The sequence below is a fragment of the Streptomyces radicis genome (assembly GCF_003626575.1).
GTDB lineage: Bacteria > Actinomycetota > Actinomycetes > Streptomycetales > Streptomycetaceae > Streptomyces > Streptomyces radicis.
Window position 1 is genome coordinate 14,241 of the sequence record NZ_RBDY01000009.1, and the last position, 16,203, is coordinate 30,443.

Below are 16,203 nucleotides of genomic sequence, written 5' to 3' on the forward strand. Positions count from 1 at the left end.
CAGCGGGCCCGTCAGGCCGCACATTCTGTCAGGGTGCCGAGGCCGGGCGCCGGGGAGTCGGGCGGAGCGGGCGGCGCATGCAGACGCGGGGCCAACGGCCCAGGCCAGCGGCCGTTTCGCGGGCGACGACGGCCCGCAGCCCCTCGGTGAGCGCGGACGCTTCGAGCACCGCGAAGCCGCACCGTTCGTAGTACGGCGCGTTCCACGGCACCTCGGCGAACGTGGTCAGCGTGAGCGCCGCGAGCCCGCGCCCCGTGGCGTGCGCCGCGGCGTGCTCGATCAGGGAACGCCCCAACCCGCGGCGGGCGTTGGCCGGGTGCACCGAGACCTGCTCGATGTGCAGCCCGCCGTCGACCGGATCCGCCACCAGATAGGCCACGGGACGGTCGCCCGATCCGGCCATCACCCAGGACAGCCCCGCGCGGACGAAACGCGCCAACTCCCCGACGCCCGGCGGCTCGTCGTCGGCGATCCCGCCCATGCCGATGGCGCGGAACGGCTCGCCCGCCGCGCGCTCGATGTCCCGCAGCGACTCCAGCTCGGTCAGTCGCGTCTCTCTCACATGCATGGCCCCATTCTGCTCCCGGCAGGGCCTCTGAAGAGGGGTCATCACATCGGGTGAAACTCTGCCCTTCCCTTGCGGATGGCAACCCTCTGTTGTCAAGCTGTTGCCGATTGTCAACATCTCCGGGAGGGCCAGTGCCGTTCGGTGAGCAGCCCGCGTATCTCCGAGTCGCAGAAGACCTTCGACAGCAAATCGCCGACGGCACCCTGCCGCCGCACACCCGGCTGCCCTCGCAGGCCAGCATCCGCGCCACCTACGGCGTCTCGGACACCGTCGCCCTCGAGGCGCGCAAGGTGCTGATGGCCGAGGGCCTGGTGGAGGGCAGGTCGGGCTCGGGCACCTATGTGCGCGAGCGCCCGGTGCAGCGCATCATCTCCCGCAGCGGCTACCGGACGTTGGGCGAGTGCACCCCGTTCCGCCAGGAGCAGACGGACGAGCGCGTGCGGGGCACCTGGGAGGGGCGCAGCGAGCGGCAGGACGCGCCCGCCGTGGTGGCCGAGCGCCTCGCGATCGAGCCCGACGACCCGGTCATGTGCACGCGGTACGTGTTCAGGATCGGCGGCGAGCCGGTGATGGTGTCCACGTCGTGGGAGCCGCTGCGCATCACGGGCCGGACGCCCGTGATGCTGCCCGAGCAGGGCCCGTTGGCCGGTCGGGGCGTGGTCGAGCGCATGGCGGCCATCGACATCCAGGTCGACAACGTCGCGGAGGAGGTCGCGGCCCGCCCCGCGCTCGCCGCCGAGGCCCGCGTGCTCGGCGGGCTGCCGGGACACTCGGTCCTGGTCGTCACGCGGACGTACCGCGCGGGCAGCATGCCCGTCGAGACGGCCGACATCGTCGTCCCCGCCGACCGGTTCAGGATCGCCTACCACCTGCCCGTGCGCTGAGCCCGCCCCCCGCCCGCGGGGTGGTGCCAGCTACACCCGCGCCCGGTGGCTGCGCCCATCGCCGAGGCCGAGGGCGCCGCCTACCTTCGAGGGGAGAGGACGGCGCGCCGGGCGCCGCCGGGAGAGGCGAGGTGAGAGCGATGTTCCGGTCGCGAGGTGAGGGGCGGGGATCCCACTCGGCGGAGGCGCTGCGTCTGGTGTCGGTCACCAAGGTGTACGGCTCCGACGCCACGGGCACCGAGGTCACCGCGCTCGACGGCGTCTCGCTCTCGCTGCCCACGGGCGGCTTCACGGCCGTGATGGGCCCATCGGGCTCGGGCAAGAGCACGCTGCTGACGTGCGCGGCCGGGCTCGACCGGCCCACCGGCGGCCTGGTGGTCGTGGACGGCTGCGAGCTGACCGGCGACGAGACGGCGGCGACGCGGCTGCGCAGGGAGCGGATCGGCTTCGTCTTCCAGAGCTGCGACCTGCTGCCCACCCTGACCGTGCTGGAGAACGTCGCGCTGCCCGCCCGCCTCGCCGGTCGCCGGGTGGACGCGTCCCGCGCCGTGGACATCCTGCGCCGGGTCGGCCTCGGCGCGCGCCTCGACCACCTGCCGTCCGAGCTCTCCGGCGGGCAGCGGCAGCGGGCCGCGGTGGCCAGGGCGCTGGTCACCGAGCCCGCCCTGATCCTCGCCGACGAGCCGACCGGCGCGCTCGACACGCGGTCCGCGCGCGACGTGCTCGGCCTGCTGCGCCGCGCGGTCGACGAGTACGGCAGGACGGTCGTGATGGTGACCCACGACCCGGTGGCGGCGTCGTTCGCCGACGAGGTGCTGTTCCTGGCCGACGGCCGCCTCGTCGACAGGCTGCCCGAGCCCACCCCTGGGGCGGTCGCCGAGCGCCTGGCCCGCCTGCCCGAGCGGTCCCGCGAGCCCGTCGCGGCCTGAGCGCGTCGCGGCCTGAGCGCGCCCGGTCGGCGCCGGGGACGGCGCGGGGGAGCCGCTCAGTCGGGGAGCGTCAGCTCGAACCACACGGTCTTGCCCGCGGGTTCGCGGCGCGTGCCCCAGCGGCGCGACTCGTTCGCGACCAGCAGCAGGCCCCTGCCGCCCTCGTCCTCCGGCAGGGCGTCGCGCTCGAGCGGCGGGTCGGGCACCGGGTCGGTCACCTCGACCAGCAGCGTCGCGCCCAGCACCATCCGCATCTGGATCGGGCCGCCCGCGTGCCGGACCGCGTTGGTCACCAGCTCGCTGACCAGCAGCGCCGCCCGTTCGCCCAGCGGGGCGAGGCCCCACTCGACCAGCGTCCTGCGCACCGCGGCCCGCGCGCGGCGCACCGCGGTGCGCTCGGCGGGGAAGGTCCAGGACGTCACCCGGTCCTCGGGCAGCCGCCCCAGGCGCGCGGCGAGCAGCGCGATGTCGTCCGACTCCCGCTCGGCGGCCGAGGGGTGCAGCGCGAGCACGATCCGGTCGCACACGTCCTCGAGCGACCCGTCGTCCTCCAACGCCTCGGTCAGCGCCTCGCAGAGGCGGCCGATGCCCACCGAGATGTCGTCGTCGCGCGTCTCGATCAGCCCGTCCGTGTAGAGCACGAGGACCGCGCCCTCGGCCGCCTCGATCCGCTGCTCCTCGAACGGCACCCCGCCCACGCCGAGCGGCGCGCCCGTGGGCAGCTCGAGCGGGGTGGCCCGCCACCGGCCCGTTTCCTGGTCCCTGACCGCGAGTACCGGCGGCAGATGGCCCGCCTTGGCGAGGGTGCAGATGTGGGTGGCCGGGTCGTAGACGGCGTAGACGCACGTGGCCATCACGGGGGTGTCGGGCGGCTGGGCGATGTCGCGGCCCAGGTCGTTGAGCCTGCGCAGCAGGTCGGCAGGGGCCAGGTCGAGCCCGGCCAGGGTCCGTACCGCCGTGCGCAGCTGCCCCATCGTGGCCGCGGCGCGCAGCCCGTGCCCGGTCGCGTCGCCGATGACGAACGCCACCCGCTCGTCGCCCAGCGGGATCACGTCGAACCAGTCGCCGCCGATCTCCGCCCCGCTGCGGCTCGGCACATAGCGGTGACTGACCCGCACGCCGGGCAGCGCGGGCAGCGACTGGGGGAGCAGGCTGCGTTGGAGCATCAGCGCGGCCTCGCGCTCGCGCCCGTAGAGGCGGGCGTTGTCCAGCGAGATGCCCGCGCGGGCGGCCAGCTCCGTCGCCAGGGCCAGATCCTCGTGGTCGAACGGCGGCCGGTCGCCCGAGCGGCTGACGACCAGCGCGGCGAGCACCCGGCCCCTGGCGCTCAACGGCACGCAGAGCAGGGAGTGTTCGCCCAGCTCCCGGGAGGCCGCCAGGCGCGGGTCGCCCTCGGCCGCGGCGGCGCGCAGCTCGTCGGGCGACTGGGCGAGGAACGGCGTCCCGCTGGTGACGACCGTGCCGAACAGCGAGTCGCGCGGGTGCACGACCTCCTGCTCCTCCCGCGCGAGCGTGTCCACGGCGGGCCCCGGCTCGACGGTGGCGACGCCGAGCTGGATCAGCGCGACGTCGGACAGCTCATCGGGGGGCGCGGGCTCCTCGCCCCTGGCCACCGACATCAACAGCCCGACGCCCGCGTGGTCGCCGAACCTGGGCACCAGGGCGTGGGTGAGCGCCGAGCAGATGGGGCGGACCTCCAGGAGGTTGCCGAGCGCGCTGCCCACGTCGTTGAGCAGGGCGAGCCGCTGCCTGGCGCGTTCGATCTTGTCCAGCGCCTCGCGCCGCTCGGTGATGTCCATGACCGTGCAGCTCACGCCGAGGACGCGGCCCGTCTGGTCGGTGAGGCGGCCGAACGACACGGACTGGGCGCCGCGCCCGTCGGGCGACGCGGTGACCAGGTCGATCACCGAGCGCCCCGAGTCGAGCACGTCGCGCTGGAGCCGGTGGATCTCCTCGGCCATGGGCCCGGGGAGCACGTCGAGGACCGTGTGGCCGAGCAGCTCGTCCACGGGCGCGCCGTGCAGCAGGGAGAGCGCGTCGTTGCCACGGCTGTAGCGCAGCTCGGCGTCGAACACGGCGATGCCGAGCGGCGAGGCGTTGAAGAGGCTGTTGAGCGTCGCCAGGTCCTTCACGACGAGCTTGAGCTTGTCCTCCTCGACCATGTGGATCAGGGCGAGCGGCTCGCCCGGGATGTGGTCGAGGAGCGCGCCCCTGGCGTCGAACGTGATCGGGTGGCCGTCGCCGTGGCGCAGCGTGACGGCGGCGTGCCAGGCGATCTCCCCCTCAGGGGGGCGCAGGGCGGCCGCGTCGTCGGTGAAGTCGTCGATCGGTCGGCCCACGGCGTCCGACCGGCCGATGCCCAGCGTCCCCTCCGCCGTGGGCCCCCAGAAGACGACCCGCCCCGCGCTGTCGAGCACCACCGTCACGACCTGCGGCAGGCCGAGAGGTGGCTGGCGGGCCGACGGGCCCGTGGAGGCGTCCTCCGGGCCGCGGGCTTCGGATGGATCTGTCCGCACGTGTCGAGCCTCGGTCGGGTGGCTTCACCGGAAAATCCGGCAAAGAGGGGGAAATACCCCTAAACCCGATTGTGCCTGGCTCCGGCCGTCGATGCCCTTCTGAGCTCGACGCGCTCGACGAGATAGCGTGCCGCTCCCTCGGCGGATTCCGGGGAACCCCCCAGGCGCAGGCGCTGGATGAGCCGCTGCGCCTCGGCTCGCGTGGCGCAGTGCCCTATGCGGTACCGGCTGCCGTTCTCCTCCTCGCGAACGACCTGCCAGGGCTGAAGGCCACCGTTCATGTCGCACCCCCCTCTGCCCCCGTCTGCATATGCCAGACCATACGCCAGCGCCTCACCCACCGAACAGGGCTCAGGTGGCGGCGCCGGCGTCGCGCGCGGCCAGCACGCGCGCCCTCCTGGCCAGCGCGTCGGCCCGCCACGCGTGGGGGAGCGCCGCGTCGGTGTCGTGGGGCGCCACGCCGAGGGCGCGGTCGAGCTGGTGCCCGGCCTCGGCCAGCCGGGTGCGCGCGGGGCTGCCGACCTCGCCGCGGTGGGTCGCGACGTAGTCGCGCGCGGCGGCCAGCTCGCCACCCGCGGTGAGCAGGGCGTTGTCGAGCAGCGTGCGCGCCCTGCGGTCGCCGCGCATCGGCGGCTGGTCGGGGGCGAGCGCGCCCGCGAGCGGCGTGCCCGCCCTGGCCAGCGTGCGCAGCCCGCCGAACGGGTCCCTGCGCCCCTGACCGGCGCGCACGGCATCGAGCGCGCGCCTGGCGCGTTCGACGGGGGTGCGCAACGTCGGCAGCGCGGGCGCGTCGGCGACATCGGCCTCGGTGGCGCGCAGCGCCTCGGCGAGCGCCTTGTCGGCCCGCGCCAGCTCGGTGGCTCGCCTGGCCACGCCGTCGGCCAGGGCCTCGGCCCTGCCCATGGCCACCTCGGCGGCGCGCAGCGCCTCGGCCGCGCGCTCCTCGTCGCGCCCCGCCTCGGCCAGCAGGCGCCTGGCCTCGGTCAGGCGCTCGCGCCCGGTGACGGGGTTGCCGCGCACCGGGGCGACCGCCTCGGGCGCGTAGCGCTCGGCCAGCGTGCGCAGCGCGGTGTCCGCCGCATCGAGGCGCGCGGCCAGCTCCTCCGCGCGCTCCCGCGCGCGCGCCAGCGCGCCAGGCGTCACCCCGGGCGGCGCCTCGGCGCCCGCCGCCGGGCCGGGCTCGGCCTCGAGGCGCGCGAGGGCGCGCGAGCAGCGGTCGATGATCTCCCGCAGCAGGCGGCGGCGTTCGGGGTCGTTCCGCTCGATCGACGGATCGTCGAGCCGGTGCCGCAGCCTGAGCGTCGCGTCGGCCTCGGCGCGCGCCTCCACGGTGGCGCGCTGCCCGTCCGCGGCGCCCGCGAAGACCACCTCGTCGAGCCTGCGCAGCACCGCGTCGTCGAGCCGGATCAGCAGCCCTCTGGCCCTGGTGTCCAGCTCGTCGGGGGGCGTGTCATCGCCCCGCCGGGCGCGCGGACTCGCGCGCCCGCCCCAGCCGCGCACCGCCGTGCGCCCGCGGTCGCGCTCGCCGCGGGTCGGCAGCGGCAGCAGCATGCGGACCAGGAGGTAGAGGGCCACCAGGGCGGCCGCGCCGAGAAGTGTCAAGGGCAGCAGCAGTGCCACCCAGCCGTCCGTGCCGGCCGCGGCGACCGGCCCGGCGTCGTGTGCGTCCCGCATCGCTCAACCCTTCGCCGGGGACAGAGCTCTGTCTCCGACGGTAGGCGACGCACAAAGCCCCCGCGACTTTTGTCTCCGACGGCTCACCACGCCCCTCCCGCACCCGCCGTCCCAGCCAGCACCTCCACCCCCCGATCCGCGCCTCCCCGGACTTCGTCCGGTCCGTACCTCACGTCGGACATTGCCCTGGGGAGACACCCCACGGGCCGGTCCGCGTTCCGTTCCCGCGCTCGCGCTGGGGACGAACATGGGCATCAGGCGGGTCGCGGCGGCGCGGGGCCCGTCGGCGTCACGGTTCGAGGTCGACGACCCCCTTGCCGCCCAGGATGTCCAGCGGCACGGAGACCTGGTCGTGCGTGATCAGCCATTCGCCGTCGATCTCCCGGAAGCAGAAGGTGACCCGGACCCACATGCCGCCCGCCGCCGTCCCGTCGGGCAGCGTGCCGCTGAGGCGACCGAAGCCGTGTGCGAACGCCACGTCTTCGCCCACCGTGGACATCAGGTCGCGCACCTCGTACGTCACCTCCTGGAAGAATGTGAACACGTTCGCCCAGTTCTTGAGTTTCGCGTCGATCCCCACATGGTGGAGCGGCGGATCGATGTCGAAGGACACGACGTCCGTCGAGTAGCGCCGCCTCAGACCCTCGAGATCCTTGGCCTGGACAGCGTCGATGATCCCGTCGATGTGGCGGCGGATCGCGGCTTCGCCCGTCTCGCGCTGTGTGGGGGTGGCTGCCCGTCCTTCCGTACTCTGGGCGACGACGTGGTCCAGCAGTGTGTCGAGGGCGCTGACATGGCGGGCGCCCGGCTTGAGCGTCGCCTGGTTCTCGAAGTCGGTGTGCAGGGACAGCGAGACCTGCGGGGTCACCGCACCCATCTGGAGGAGCTCACACAGTGCCCGCAGCTGCCGGGCCGCATGGGCGCCGCCGCGGGCGCCGTAGGAGACGAACCCAACGGCCTTGTGGGTCCACTCCGCGGACAGGTAGTCGATCGCGTTCTTGAGCACGCCGGGTATGGAGGCGTTGTACTCGGGGGTGACCATGACGAATCCGTCGAAGCGGGCCACGGTGTCAGCCCATGCCCGGGTGTGCCCGTGCTGGTACCGCCCAGTGAGCGCGGGCAGCGGCTCGTCCAGATGCGGCAGCGGGTGGTCGAGCAGGTCGATCACCTCGAATTCGGCGTCGCCGCGGCGGGCCGCCCGTTCGTGGACCCACTGGGCGACCTGTTCGCCCTTGCGGCCGGGGCGGGTGCTGCCCATGAGTATTCCGATCCTGGTCATCGCTGTCTCCTGAGGTCTACCACCCGGGTTCTCCGGGCCGGTGGCGTCTCTGAGAGGTACGACGACACGACCCCGTGAAACGTCAGGGAGAGTCGAGGACCTGACAATCGGACGCGCTGTCTCGTCGGACCGGCGAGGGACGATCCGAGATCAGGGAGCCACCGGAACCATGACCGATCACGCGAAGCCACGGCACGACGAGTCCGACGCGGACTTGGACGCGATCATCAGCGAGCGGCGGCGGCTGATCGGTCTCGCCTACCGGCTCCTCGGCTCCCTGGCCGAGGCCGAGGACGCGGTCCAGGAGACCTACACCCGCTGGTACGCCATGCCCCGACAGCAGCAGGAGGCCATCGAGTCCCCCGGCGCCTGGCTGACGACAGTCGCCACCCGCGTATGCCTGGACCTCCTCGGATCGGCGCGGGTCCGGCGCGAGCGTTACGTGGGTGAATGGATCCCGGAGCCGCTGCCCGAGCGGACCGACTGGATCAGCGGGCGCCCAGGCACCGCTGCGACCGACCCTGCGGACCCGGCCGACCGGGTCACACTCGACGAGTCGGTAAGCATGGCGTTTCTCGTGGCCCTCGAATCCATGACCCCGGCTCAGCGCGTCGCGCTCATCCTGCACGATGTCTTCGGCTACCCGTTCGCCGAGATCGCCGGAATCACCGGCCGTACCCCGGCGGCATGCCGCGAACTGGCCTCCTCCGCCCGGCGCCGCGTCCGCGCCTCCCTGCCGCCTGCGGCCCCGGCGGCCCACCAGGCGGGCCTCGTCAGGGACTTCAAGCAGGCGTGGGACGCGCAGGACATCAACGCCCTCGTCAGACTGCTCGCCCCCGGCGCGACATTCACGGCGGACGGCGGCGGCGTGGTCGCCGCCGCGCTCCACCCGATCGAGGGCGGCGAAGGAATCGCGCGCTACCTCACCGACCTCGCCGTCAAGGCAGTCGGCGGCGTGACGGTCCTGGAGCGCACGGTCAACGGCCGGGCTGGCCTGGTGATCGAGCACGAAGGCGTCACCGTGGCGGTGTACGCGTTCGACGTCGCGGACGACCGGATCAGGCACATCTGGGCAGTGCGCAACCCCGACAAACTCCGCCCGTGGACGGCGGGCTGACCGGCTGGACTTCGACAGCGCGGCACCTACTGCAACCAGGCGCTCGGCGGCCCGCACGACGCGGTCGCCGACGCGTGGCTCCTCATTGCGAAACTCGAACAAATGGCCGCGATGCCGTCCACCTCACCCTGGCGATCCTCCCCGAGCGCGAGCCAGGGCCAGAGCCGCACGCGCGGCTACTCTCACAAACGATCCGGGCTCCCGACCGGTCGGACGCGAACGACGTCGAACAGCACGCCTGTCCGAAGTGTGACGCCCAGCCCGGCTCGTCGCGGTGGCGCGTCCCGCGGGCCGTGGGTCAGGGCGGGGCCTCGTGTTCGACCCCGGGCGCCGTCCGGGGGGCGCTCCCCACCGTCCGGTCCGCGCCCCGCCGCAGCAGCGCCGTGGGTCAGGGCCGACCCCTTCGGGCCCGCGTCCGGCTCCGGACGTTGCTCCGGGGAGACACCCCACGGGCCGGTCCGCGCCCTGCCCCGTCGCGGCGGCGCGGGCCGCGCAGGGCACGGGTCAGGGCGGAGCCCCGTGCGGGCCGACCCCTTCGGGCCCGTGCCCGACTCCGGACGCCGTCCGGGCTTCCCACCACCCCGCCGCGGCGGGGCGCCCCGCAGGGCACGGGTCAGGGCAGCGCCCTGCTGCCCCCCCAGGCCCCGAAGGGGCCTGGCACGCGCGCGACGGTGCCGCACCATCGACGCGGTGAAGCCCGCCCGGGCCAGGGCTACTCTCGGCGGCGCCTGATCTTGTTGCCGAGCCAGACGAGGGGGTCGTAGGAACGGTCGGCGGCGCGTTCCTTCATCGGGATCAGGGCGTTGTCCGTGATCTTGATCGACTCGGGGCACACCTCGGTGCAGCACTTGGTGATGTTGCAGTACCCGAGGCCGTGGTCCTCGGTGACCGCCCGCCTGCGGTCGAGCCCCTGCGCCTCCGCGTCGTCGAGCGGGTGCATGTCGAGCTCGGCCATCCGCATCAGGAAGCGCGGACCGGCGAACGCCTGCTTGTTCTCCTCGTGGTCGCGCACGACGTGGCAGACGTCCTGGCACAGGAAGCACTCGATGCACTTGCGGAACTCCTGGGACCGCTCCACGTCCTCCTGCCGCATCCGGTACTCGCCGGGCGCGACCCCCTCGGGCGGGACGAACGCCGGGATCTCCCTGGCCTTGGTGTAGTTGAAGCCCACATCCGTCACCAGGTCCCGCACCACGGGGAACGTGCGCAGCGGCGTGATCGTGATCGTGGCGTCCTGCGCGAACAGCGACATCCGCGTCATGCACATCAGCCGCGGCCTGCCGTCGATCTCCGCGCCGCACGAACCGCACTTGCCCGCCTTGCAGTTCCAGCGCACGGCCAGGTCGGGCGCCTCGGTGGCCTGGAGCCGGTGGATGACGTCCAGGATCACCTCACCCTCGTTGACCTGGACCGTGAAGTCCTCGAGCCCGCCGGACCCGGCGTCCCCCCGCCACACCCGCAGGTGCGCGTCGTAGCTGGTGCTCGTGTCCGTCACCGGTCCTTCACTTCCTCTTCCGTCAGGTACTTGGCCAGCTCGTCGTCGTCGAACAGGTCGAGCAGATCGGGCCTGATCGCCGGGAGGTCGCGGCGTTCGAGCCTGACCGCCCCGCCGTCGGCGCCCTGGGAGTCATCGAGGCGGCACAGCAGGTTGACCCGCCGCCACGCGCGGTCCATGCCGGGGTGGTCGTCCCTCGTGTGCCCGCCGCGCGACTCGGTCCGCTCGCGGGCCGCGCGCGCCACGCACTCGCTGACCAGCAGCATGTTCCGCAGGTCGAGGGCGAGGTGCCAGCCGGGGTTGTACTGCCGGTGCCCCTCGACCGCGGCGCGTTCGGCGCGGCGGCGCAGCGCGGCGAGACGGGTCAGCGCCTCGGTCATCTCCGACTCCCGGCGGATGATGCCCACCAGGTCGTTCATCGCCTGCTGGAGCTCCTGGTGGATGGCGTAGGGGTTCTCGGGTGCGGCGTCGGCCCCCTCGTCGACGGGCGGCGCGAACGGCCTGACCGCCTCGGCCTCCGCCGCGGCCAGCTGCGCCTCGTCCGCCTGGGGCCGCTCGCCCGCGGTGAGCGCGGCGGCGAGCTCGGCCGCGTGGAGCCCGGCGCGGCGGCCGAAGACCAGCAGGTCGGAGAGGGAGTTGCCGCCGAGCCGGTTGGAGCCGTGCATGCCGCCCGCCACCTCGCCCGCGGCGAAGAGGCCCGGCACCCCGGTGGCCGCCGCCGTGTCGGGGTCGACGTCCACGCCGCCCATGACGTAGTGGCACGTGGGGCCGACCTCCATCGGCTCCTTGGTGATGTCCACGTCGGCCAGCTGCTTGAACTGGTGGTGCATGGACGGCAGTCGGCGTTCGATCTCGGCCGCGGGCAGCCGCGTCGACACGTCGAGGAACACCCCGCCGTGCGGGCTGCCGCGCCCGGCCTTGACCTCGGCGTTGATCGCGCGGGCCACCTCGTCGCGGGGCAGCAGCTCGGGTGGGCGGCGGTTGTTGTCGGGGTCGGTGTACCAACGGTCCGCCTCGGCCTCGTCCTTGGCGTACTGCTCCCTGAACACCTCGGGGATGTAGTCGAACATGAAACGGCGGCCCTCGCTGTTGCGCAGCACGCCGCCGTCGCCCCGCACCGACTCGGTGACCAGGATGCCCTTCACCGAGGGCGGCCAGACCATGCCGGTCGGGTGGAACTGCACGAACTCCATGTTGACCAGCGGCGCCCCGGCGAGCAGCGCGAGCGCGTGCCCGTCGCCCGTGTACTCCCAGGAGTTGGAGGTCACCTTGAACGACTTGCCGATGCCGCCGGTGGCCAGCACCACCGAGGGCGCGTCGATCGCGAAGAAGCGGCCCGACTCGCGCTCGTAGCAGAACACCCCGGCCACCCGGCTGCCCTGATCCGCGGCGTCCTCCTTGAGCACCCGGGTGACCGTGCACTCCTGGAAGACCTTCAGCCGCGCCTCGTGATCGCCGCTCTCCTTGAAGTCCTCCTGCTGCAACGCCACCACGCGCTGCTGGAGCGTGCGGATCAGCTCGAGGCCCGTGCGGTCGCCGACGTGCGCGAGCCTGGGGTACTCGTGGCCGCCGAAGTTCCGCTGGGAGATCCGCCCGTCCTTCGTCCGGTCGAACAGCGCGCCCCATGTCTCCAGCTCCCAGACGCGGTCGGGCGCCTCCCTGGCGTGCAGCTCGGCCATGCGCGGGTGGTTGAGGAACTTGCCACCGCGCAGCGTGTCCCTGAAGTGGACCTGCCAGCCGTCTCCCGCGTTCACATTGCCCATCGCCGCCGCGATGCCGCCCTCGGCCATCACCGTATGGGCCTTGCCGAACAGGGACTTGCACACGACGGCCGTGCGCAGTCCCCGCTCGCGGGCCTCGATGGCCGCGCGGAGCCCGGCGCCGCCGGCTCCCACGACCACGACGTCCCACGACTGGCGTTCCACAGTGCTCACATTTCCTCCTTGCGTCCGCCGGGGGCCGTCGTCTCAGAACAGCCGCGGGTCGGTGAACGCGTCGGTGGCCAGCAGGTACACATAGAGATCCGACAGCGCGAGCGACGCGAGGGACGCCCAGGCGAGCCCCATGTGGTGGCCGTTGAGTCGGCTCACCAGGGTCCAGGCGCGGTAGCGGATCGGATGCTTGGAGAAGCTCTTGAGCTTGCCGCCCATGATGTGTCGGCAGGAGTGGCAGGAGAGCGTGTACGCCCACACCAGCGCGATGTTGACCGTGAACAGCAGCGTGCCGAGCCCCATGTGCCCCCACGCGTAGTCGGAGTCCCTGAAGGTGAGCACGGTGTCATAGGTGAGGATCAGGGCGACCACGGCCGCCGCGTAGAAGAAGTAGCGGTGGCTGTTGTTGAGGATCAGCGGGAAACGGGTCTCGCCCGAGTACGCCTTGTGCGGCTCGGCCACGGCGCACGCGGGGGGCGAGGCCCAGAAGCTCCGGTAGTACGCCTTGCGGTAGTAGTAGCACGTGAGGCGGAAGCCCAGGGGCAGCGCGAGGAAGATCAGCGCGGGCGACAGGCCCCACCAGTCGCCGAACAGTGGCCAGTTGGGGCCGTCGCGCATGTCCGCGCAGCTCTCGGCGAGACAGGGCGAGTAGAACGGCGACACATAGGGCGCCGCGTAGTAGTCGGCGTTGGCGAACGCCCGCCACGTCGCGTACACCACGAAGGCCAGCAGGCCCACGACGGTCGCGGCCGGGGCCAACCACCAGCGGTCCAGGCGCAGATGGCGCTGCGCGATGGCGGCCCGCCCCGCGGGCCCGGTCCTGGGTTCAGCTTCGGTTGCCACAAGTCTCTCCGGAGTGGGGGTCGTTCGGGCCGCGCGCGCCGCCTGGCGGCGTCGCCGCTACGGGCCGCGCCGGGTGCCCACGCCCTCGTCGTCGGCGCCCGCCCACAGCCGCTCGTCGTAGGGCGCCTCCGGCACCCGGGTCAACTCGCCTGGTACGGGGGGTACTTCGGGGGCCCGGTCCGTTGGCGCGGTGGCGGCGAGCAGGGCCAGGCTCTCCCGCAGGTGGTCCGTGTCGCTGCGGACCCTTCGCGTCTCCAGGCCGCGGCCCAGCGCCCGCTCCAGGCGGGCGACACAGCGTGCCAGGTCGTCCACGCAGCGCTGGGCAGAGCGCAGCTCATCGTGCAGTGACACCGCTTGCCACCTCCATTGGTGGTGGATCACCGGACGATCGAGTGTGACGCGAGGCACACGCGGTTGTGAAGAGGGCGGCGGGTTCCGACCTGGTCCGCCGCGCCCCCGTCCGGGTTCGCGCGCTGGCCCGGACGGGTGGCCTCGCCCCTGGCGCACGCCGTGTCGCCGCCGCCGCGCGCCCGGCCTCGCCTTCAGTGAGGCGCATACGTGTGATCAGCGCACGTGTGATCAACACACCGGTGAGTACCGGTCAGGCCGGAGGTAACACATGTCAGGCGCGCCAGCGGGACCCGGCCGGGTCCAAGCCCCGCCCCGTGCCGTCCACCGCGTGACGGCCCTGGTCGCGGGCGCACTCCTCCTCTCCACCACGCCGGGGTGCACCACGGAGGGGGGCGGCGGCGGCACGGGCGGCGGCACCCTCCAGTCCGTGGCCGGCGTCGGGCGCGCCCAGCTGGAGAGCGGCGGCAGCGCCACGTGGGGCGTCGACCAGCTGCCCGTGACGCTCAACGCCTTCCAGTTCGAGGCCGACCGCACCACCGACCAGATCGCGGGCGCCGTGCTGCCCATGCTGTTCACCGTCGACGCCCATGGCCGCCCGCGGCTCAACGGCGACTATCTGCGCTCCGCCGAGATCACCGAGCGCGAGCCCAAGCAGACCGTCGTCTACACCCTGAACCCCGAGGCGAAGTGGAGCGACGGCAAGAAGATCGGCGCCGCCGACTTCACCGCCCAGTGGAAGGCGCTCAACGGCGAGGACAACGCCTACTGGTCCGCCCGCAACTCCGGCTACAACGCCGTCGAGAGCGTCGCCAAGGGCCCGGACGCGGGCCAGGTCACGGTCACCTTCGCCCGCCCCTACGCCGACTGGAAGTCCCTCTTCAGCCCGCTCTACCCGCGCTCGGTCACCGATGACCCGGACCGGTTCAACGATGGCGCCCGCACCGAACTCCCGGTCTCCGGCGGCCCGTTCGAGCTCAAGAAGGTGGACGGCGACAAGAAGTCCGTCACCCTGGTCCGCAACGACGCCTGGTGGGGCGACCCCGCCCTCCTCGACGAGCTCGTCTTCACCGCGGTCCCGCGCGGCCAGCGCCGCGCCGCGCTCATCGACGGGCGCCTCGACATCGCCGAGATCGGCCCCGCCGACGCCGACCGCATCACGTCGGCCCACGACGGAGTGAACGGCGACCGCCCGCGCGAGGAGAAGAAGGAGAGCGACGACGCCAAGGGCGACGCCCCCGGCGGCAACCGGCTGACCGGCGACGCGCTGCACGACCTGGCCACGGCGCACGTGGCGGGTTCCGAGGAGCGCGCGGCCGCCGAGCGTTACGCCCGGGCGTACGCCGAGACCGAACGCGCCCGCGAACGCGCCTTCGCCACCCGCGAGGAGGCCGTGCGCGCCAAGCTCCAGGGCTTCACCGTCCACCGCGCGTACGACGCCGGGTACACGCAGCTCGCGCTCAACGGCTCATCGCCCGCGCTCGACGACGAGCGCGTCCGCTGGGCCATCGCCCGCGCGCTCGACCGCAAGAAGCTGGCGGGGCTCGTGCACGAGCCCGCCGGGCTGCCCGTCAAGCCGCTCGGCAGCCACCTGCGGGTCATCGGCCAGGCCGGGTACCAGGACAACAGCGACGCGCTCGGCAAGACCGGCACGGGCGCGGCGACGGCCGCGCTCGACGACGCGGGCTGGCGACTGAGCGACGTCAAGGCGGCGGGGGAGCGGCCCGCGGCGCCCGTCCCCGTGCGCGCCAAGGACGGCGAGCCGCTCGAGCTGCGGTTCGTCCTGCCCGAGGGCCGGGCGGGCGAGCCGCTGCGCGAAGTGGCCCGCGCCATCGCGGACATGCTGCGCGAGGTCGGCATCACCGCCGAGATCGCGGAGGTCGAGCAGCAGACGTACTTCGACGACCACATCGTCGCGGGCAACTTCGACCTGGCGCTGTTCTCCTGGCCCGCCACCGCGTTCCCCGCGAGCGACGCGGCGCCGCTCTACGCCAAGCCGCGCGCCGTCCCCGGCGGCGACCTGCTGATCGAGCAGAACTACACGCGGGTCGGCACCGACTACATCGACCAGCTGCTCAACCAGGCGGCGGCCGAGCTGGACGAGGAGGAGCACGACAAGCTGCTCAACCGCGCCGACTCCCGCCTCTGGGCCGCCGCGGGCTCCATCCCCCTCTACCAGCGCCCGCAGCTGGTCGCCACGAACGACTCCCTCGCGGGTGTCGGCGCGTTCGGCATGGAGACGCCCCGCTATCAGGACATCGGCCACCGGAGCTGAGTCAAGGGAATTACATATTCCCTGTATTCATTCTGTCCGTGGACTGTATTGCCGCTGTATTTCCTCTCGACTTCGAGGCGTTGACATCGTTTACTGCGGGCGGTTAGCTTCCTTTTGTCGTAGCCCCTCTCGCAAGGAGAAGATAAACGGTGGCCACCAAGCTGATCCTTGACTCCGAAGAAGTCGAGACCCTTGACGATCTCGACCTCGACATCAGTTGGATGCCCGAACAGACCCCGGCCGTCCTCAGGACCTCCTACGGGTGCAGCGGAATTCCCACGACCACCTATGGCTGCACGTCCCTCCAGCTGACCCGGGGCACCTGCAACCCCCCGTGTTGCTGA

The 16,203-nt window shown here is 73.1% G+C and carries 13 protein-coding genes; 5 read left to right on the top strand and 8 right to left on the bottom strand.

Annotated features, from left to right (window positions below):
* Positions 1-28: 28 nt before the first annotated feature.
* Positions 29-568, bottom strand: coding sequence for a GNAT family N-acetyltransferase (locus tag D7318_RS14320; RefSeq protein WP_120697390.1), 540 nt, complete (start codon positions 566-568; stop codon positions 29-31).
* A 131-nt stretch (positions 569-699) separates the two neighbouring features.
* Between D7318_RS14320 and D7318_RS14325 the strand changes: the two genes are divergently transcribed.
* Both D7318_RS14325 and D7318_RS14330 read left to right on the top strand, forming a co-directional pair.
* Positions 700-1,452 (top strand): GntR family transcriptional regulator, encoded by a 753-nt coding sequence (locus D7318_RS14325; RefSeq protein WP_120697392.1) that lies wholly within the window; start codon positions 700-702, stop codon positions 1,450-1,452.
* 140 nt (positions 1,453-1,592) lie between these two features.
* Positions 1,593-2,381, top strand: a complete 789-nt coding sequence (locus D7318_RS14330) for an ABC transporter ATP-binding protein (protein WP_120697394.1) — start codon at positions 1,593-1,595, stop codon at positions 2,379-2,381.
* Between the two features lie 56 nt (positions 2,382-2,437).
* Here D7318_RS14330 and D7318_RS14335 read toward each other — a convergent pair whose 3' ends face one another.
* The 3 genes from D7318_RS14335 to D7318_RS34790 form a co-directional block, all read right to left on the bottom strand.
* Positions 2,438-4,897, bottom strand: a complete 2,460-nt coding sequence (locus tag D7318_RS14335) for a SpoIIE family protein phosphatase (protein ID WP_230423739.1) — start codon at positions 4,895-4,897, stop codon at positions 2,438-2,440.
* Positions 4,898-5,248: 351 nt separating this feature from the next.
* Positions 5,249-6,571 (bottom strand): hypothetical protein, encoded by a 1,323-nt coding sequence (locus D7318_RS14340; protein WP_120697396.1) that lies wholly within the window; start codon positions 6,569-6,571, stop codon positions 5,249-5,251.
* 289 nt (positions 6,572-6,860) lie between these two features.
* Positions 6,861-7,850, bottom strand: coding sequence for an NAD(P)H-dependent oxidoreductase (locus D7318_RS34790; RefSeq protein ID WP_120697398.1), 990 nt, complete (start codon positions 7,848-7,850; stop codon positions 6,861-6,863).
* Positions 7,851-8,019: 169 nt separating this feature from the next.
* Here D7318_RS34790 and sigJ point away from each other — a divergent pair, with 169 nt between their 5' ends.
* Positions 8,020-8,967, top strand: coding sequence for an RNA polymerase sigma factor SigJ (sigJ, locus tag D7318_RS14350; protein WP_120697399.1), 948 nt, complete (start codon positions 8,020-8,022; stop codon positions 8,965-8,967).
* A 712-nt stretch (positions 8,968-9,679) separates the two neighbouring features.
* On the opposite strand, the gene D7318_RS14355 is transcribed toward sigJ, so the two are convergent.
* Genes D7318_RS14355 through D7318_RS14370 form a run of 4 tightly spaced genes read right to left on the bottom strand, consistent with a single transcriptional unit; the run spans position 9,680 to position 13,587 of the window.
* Complete coding sequence (locus D7318_RS14355; RefSeq protein ID WP_120697401.1) at positions 9,680-10,462, bottom strand: succinate dehydrogenase/fumarate reductase iron-sulfur subunit; 783 nt, start codon at positions 10,460-10,462, stop codon at positions 9,680-9,682.
* Complete coding sequence (locus tag D7318_RS14360) at positions 10,459-12,396, bottom strand: fumarate reductase/succinate dehydrogenase flavoprotein subunit (protein WP_120697403.1); 1,938 nt, start codon at positions 12,394-12,396, stop codon at positions 10,459-10,461. Before D7318_RS14360 ends, D7318_RS14355 begins: the two co-directional genes overlap by 4 nt.
* Before the next feature lie 33 nt (positions 12,397-12,429).
* Positions 12,430-13,236, bottom strand: coding sequence for a hypothetical protein (locus tag D7318_RS14365; RefSeq protein WP_120697405.1), 807 nt, complete (start codon positions 13,234-13,236; stop codon positions 12,430-12,432).
* 57 nt (positions 13,237-13,293) lie between these two features.
* Positions 13,294-13,587 (bottom strand): hypothetical protein, encoded by a 294-nt coding sequence (locus tag D7318_RS14370; RefSeq protein WP_120697406.1) that lies wholly within the window; start codon positions 13,585-13,587, stop codon positions 13,294-13,296.
* A 328-nt stretch (positions 13,588-13,915) separates the two neighbouring features.
* On the opposite strand from D7318_RS14370, the gene D7318_RS14375 reads away from it, so the two are divergent.
* Both D7318_RS14375 and D7318_RS14380 read left to right on the top strand, forming a co-directional pair.
* Positions 13,916-15,859 carry an ABC transporter family substrate-binding protein gene (locus D7318_RS14375; protein ID WP_230423742.1) on the top strand — a complete coding sequence of 648 codons (1,944 nt, stop codon included), beginning with the start codon at positions 13,916-13,918 and terminating at the stop codon, positions 15,857-15,859.
* Between the two features lie 149 nt (positions 15,860-16,008).
* Positions 16,009-16,203: a hypothetical protein gene (locus D7318_RS14380; RefSeq protein WP_120697409.1), complete on the top strand. Its 195-nt coding sequence runs from the start codon at positions 16,009-16,011 to the stop codon at positions 16,201-16,203.

What these genes read in the sequence shown, in the direction of transcription:
- D7318_RS14320 (WP_120697390.1), bottom strand. Translation starts at nt 568, where the DNA reads ATGCATGTGAGAGAGACGCGACTGACCGAGCTGGAGTCGCTGCGGGAC.
- sigJ (WP_120697399.1), top strand. Translation starts at nt 8,020, where the DNA reads ATGACCGATCACGCGAAGCCACGGCACGACGAGTCCGACGCGGACTTG.
- D7318_RS14340 (WP_120697396.1), bottom strand. Translation starts at nt 6,571, where the DNA reads ATGCGGGACGCACACGACGCCGGGCCGGTCGCCGCGGCCGGCACGGAC.
- D7318_RS14330 (WP_120697394.1), top strand. Translation starts at nt 1,593, where the DNA reads ATGTTCCGGTCGCGAGGTGAGGGGCGGGGATCCCACTCGGCGGAGGCG.
- D7318_RS34790 (WP_120697398.1), bottom strand. Translation starts at nt 7,850, where the DNA reads ATGACCAGGATCGGAATACTCATGGGCAGCACCCGCCCCGGCCGCAAG.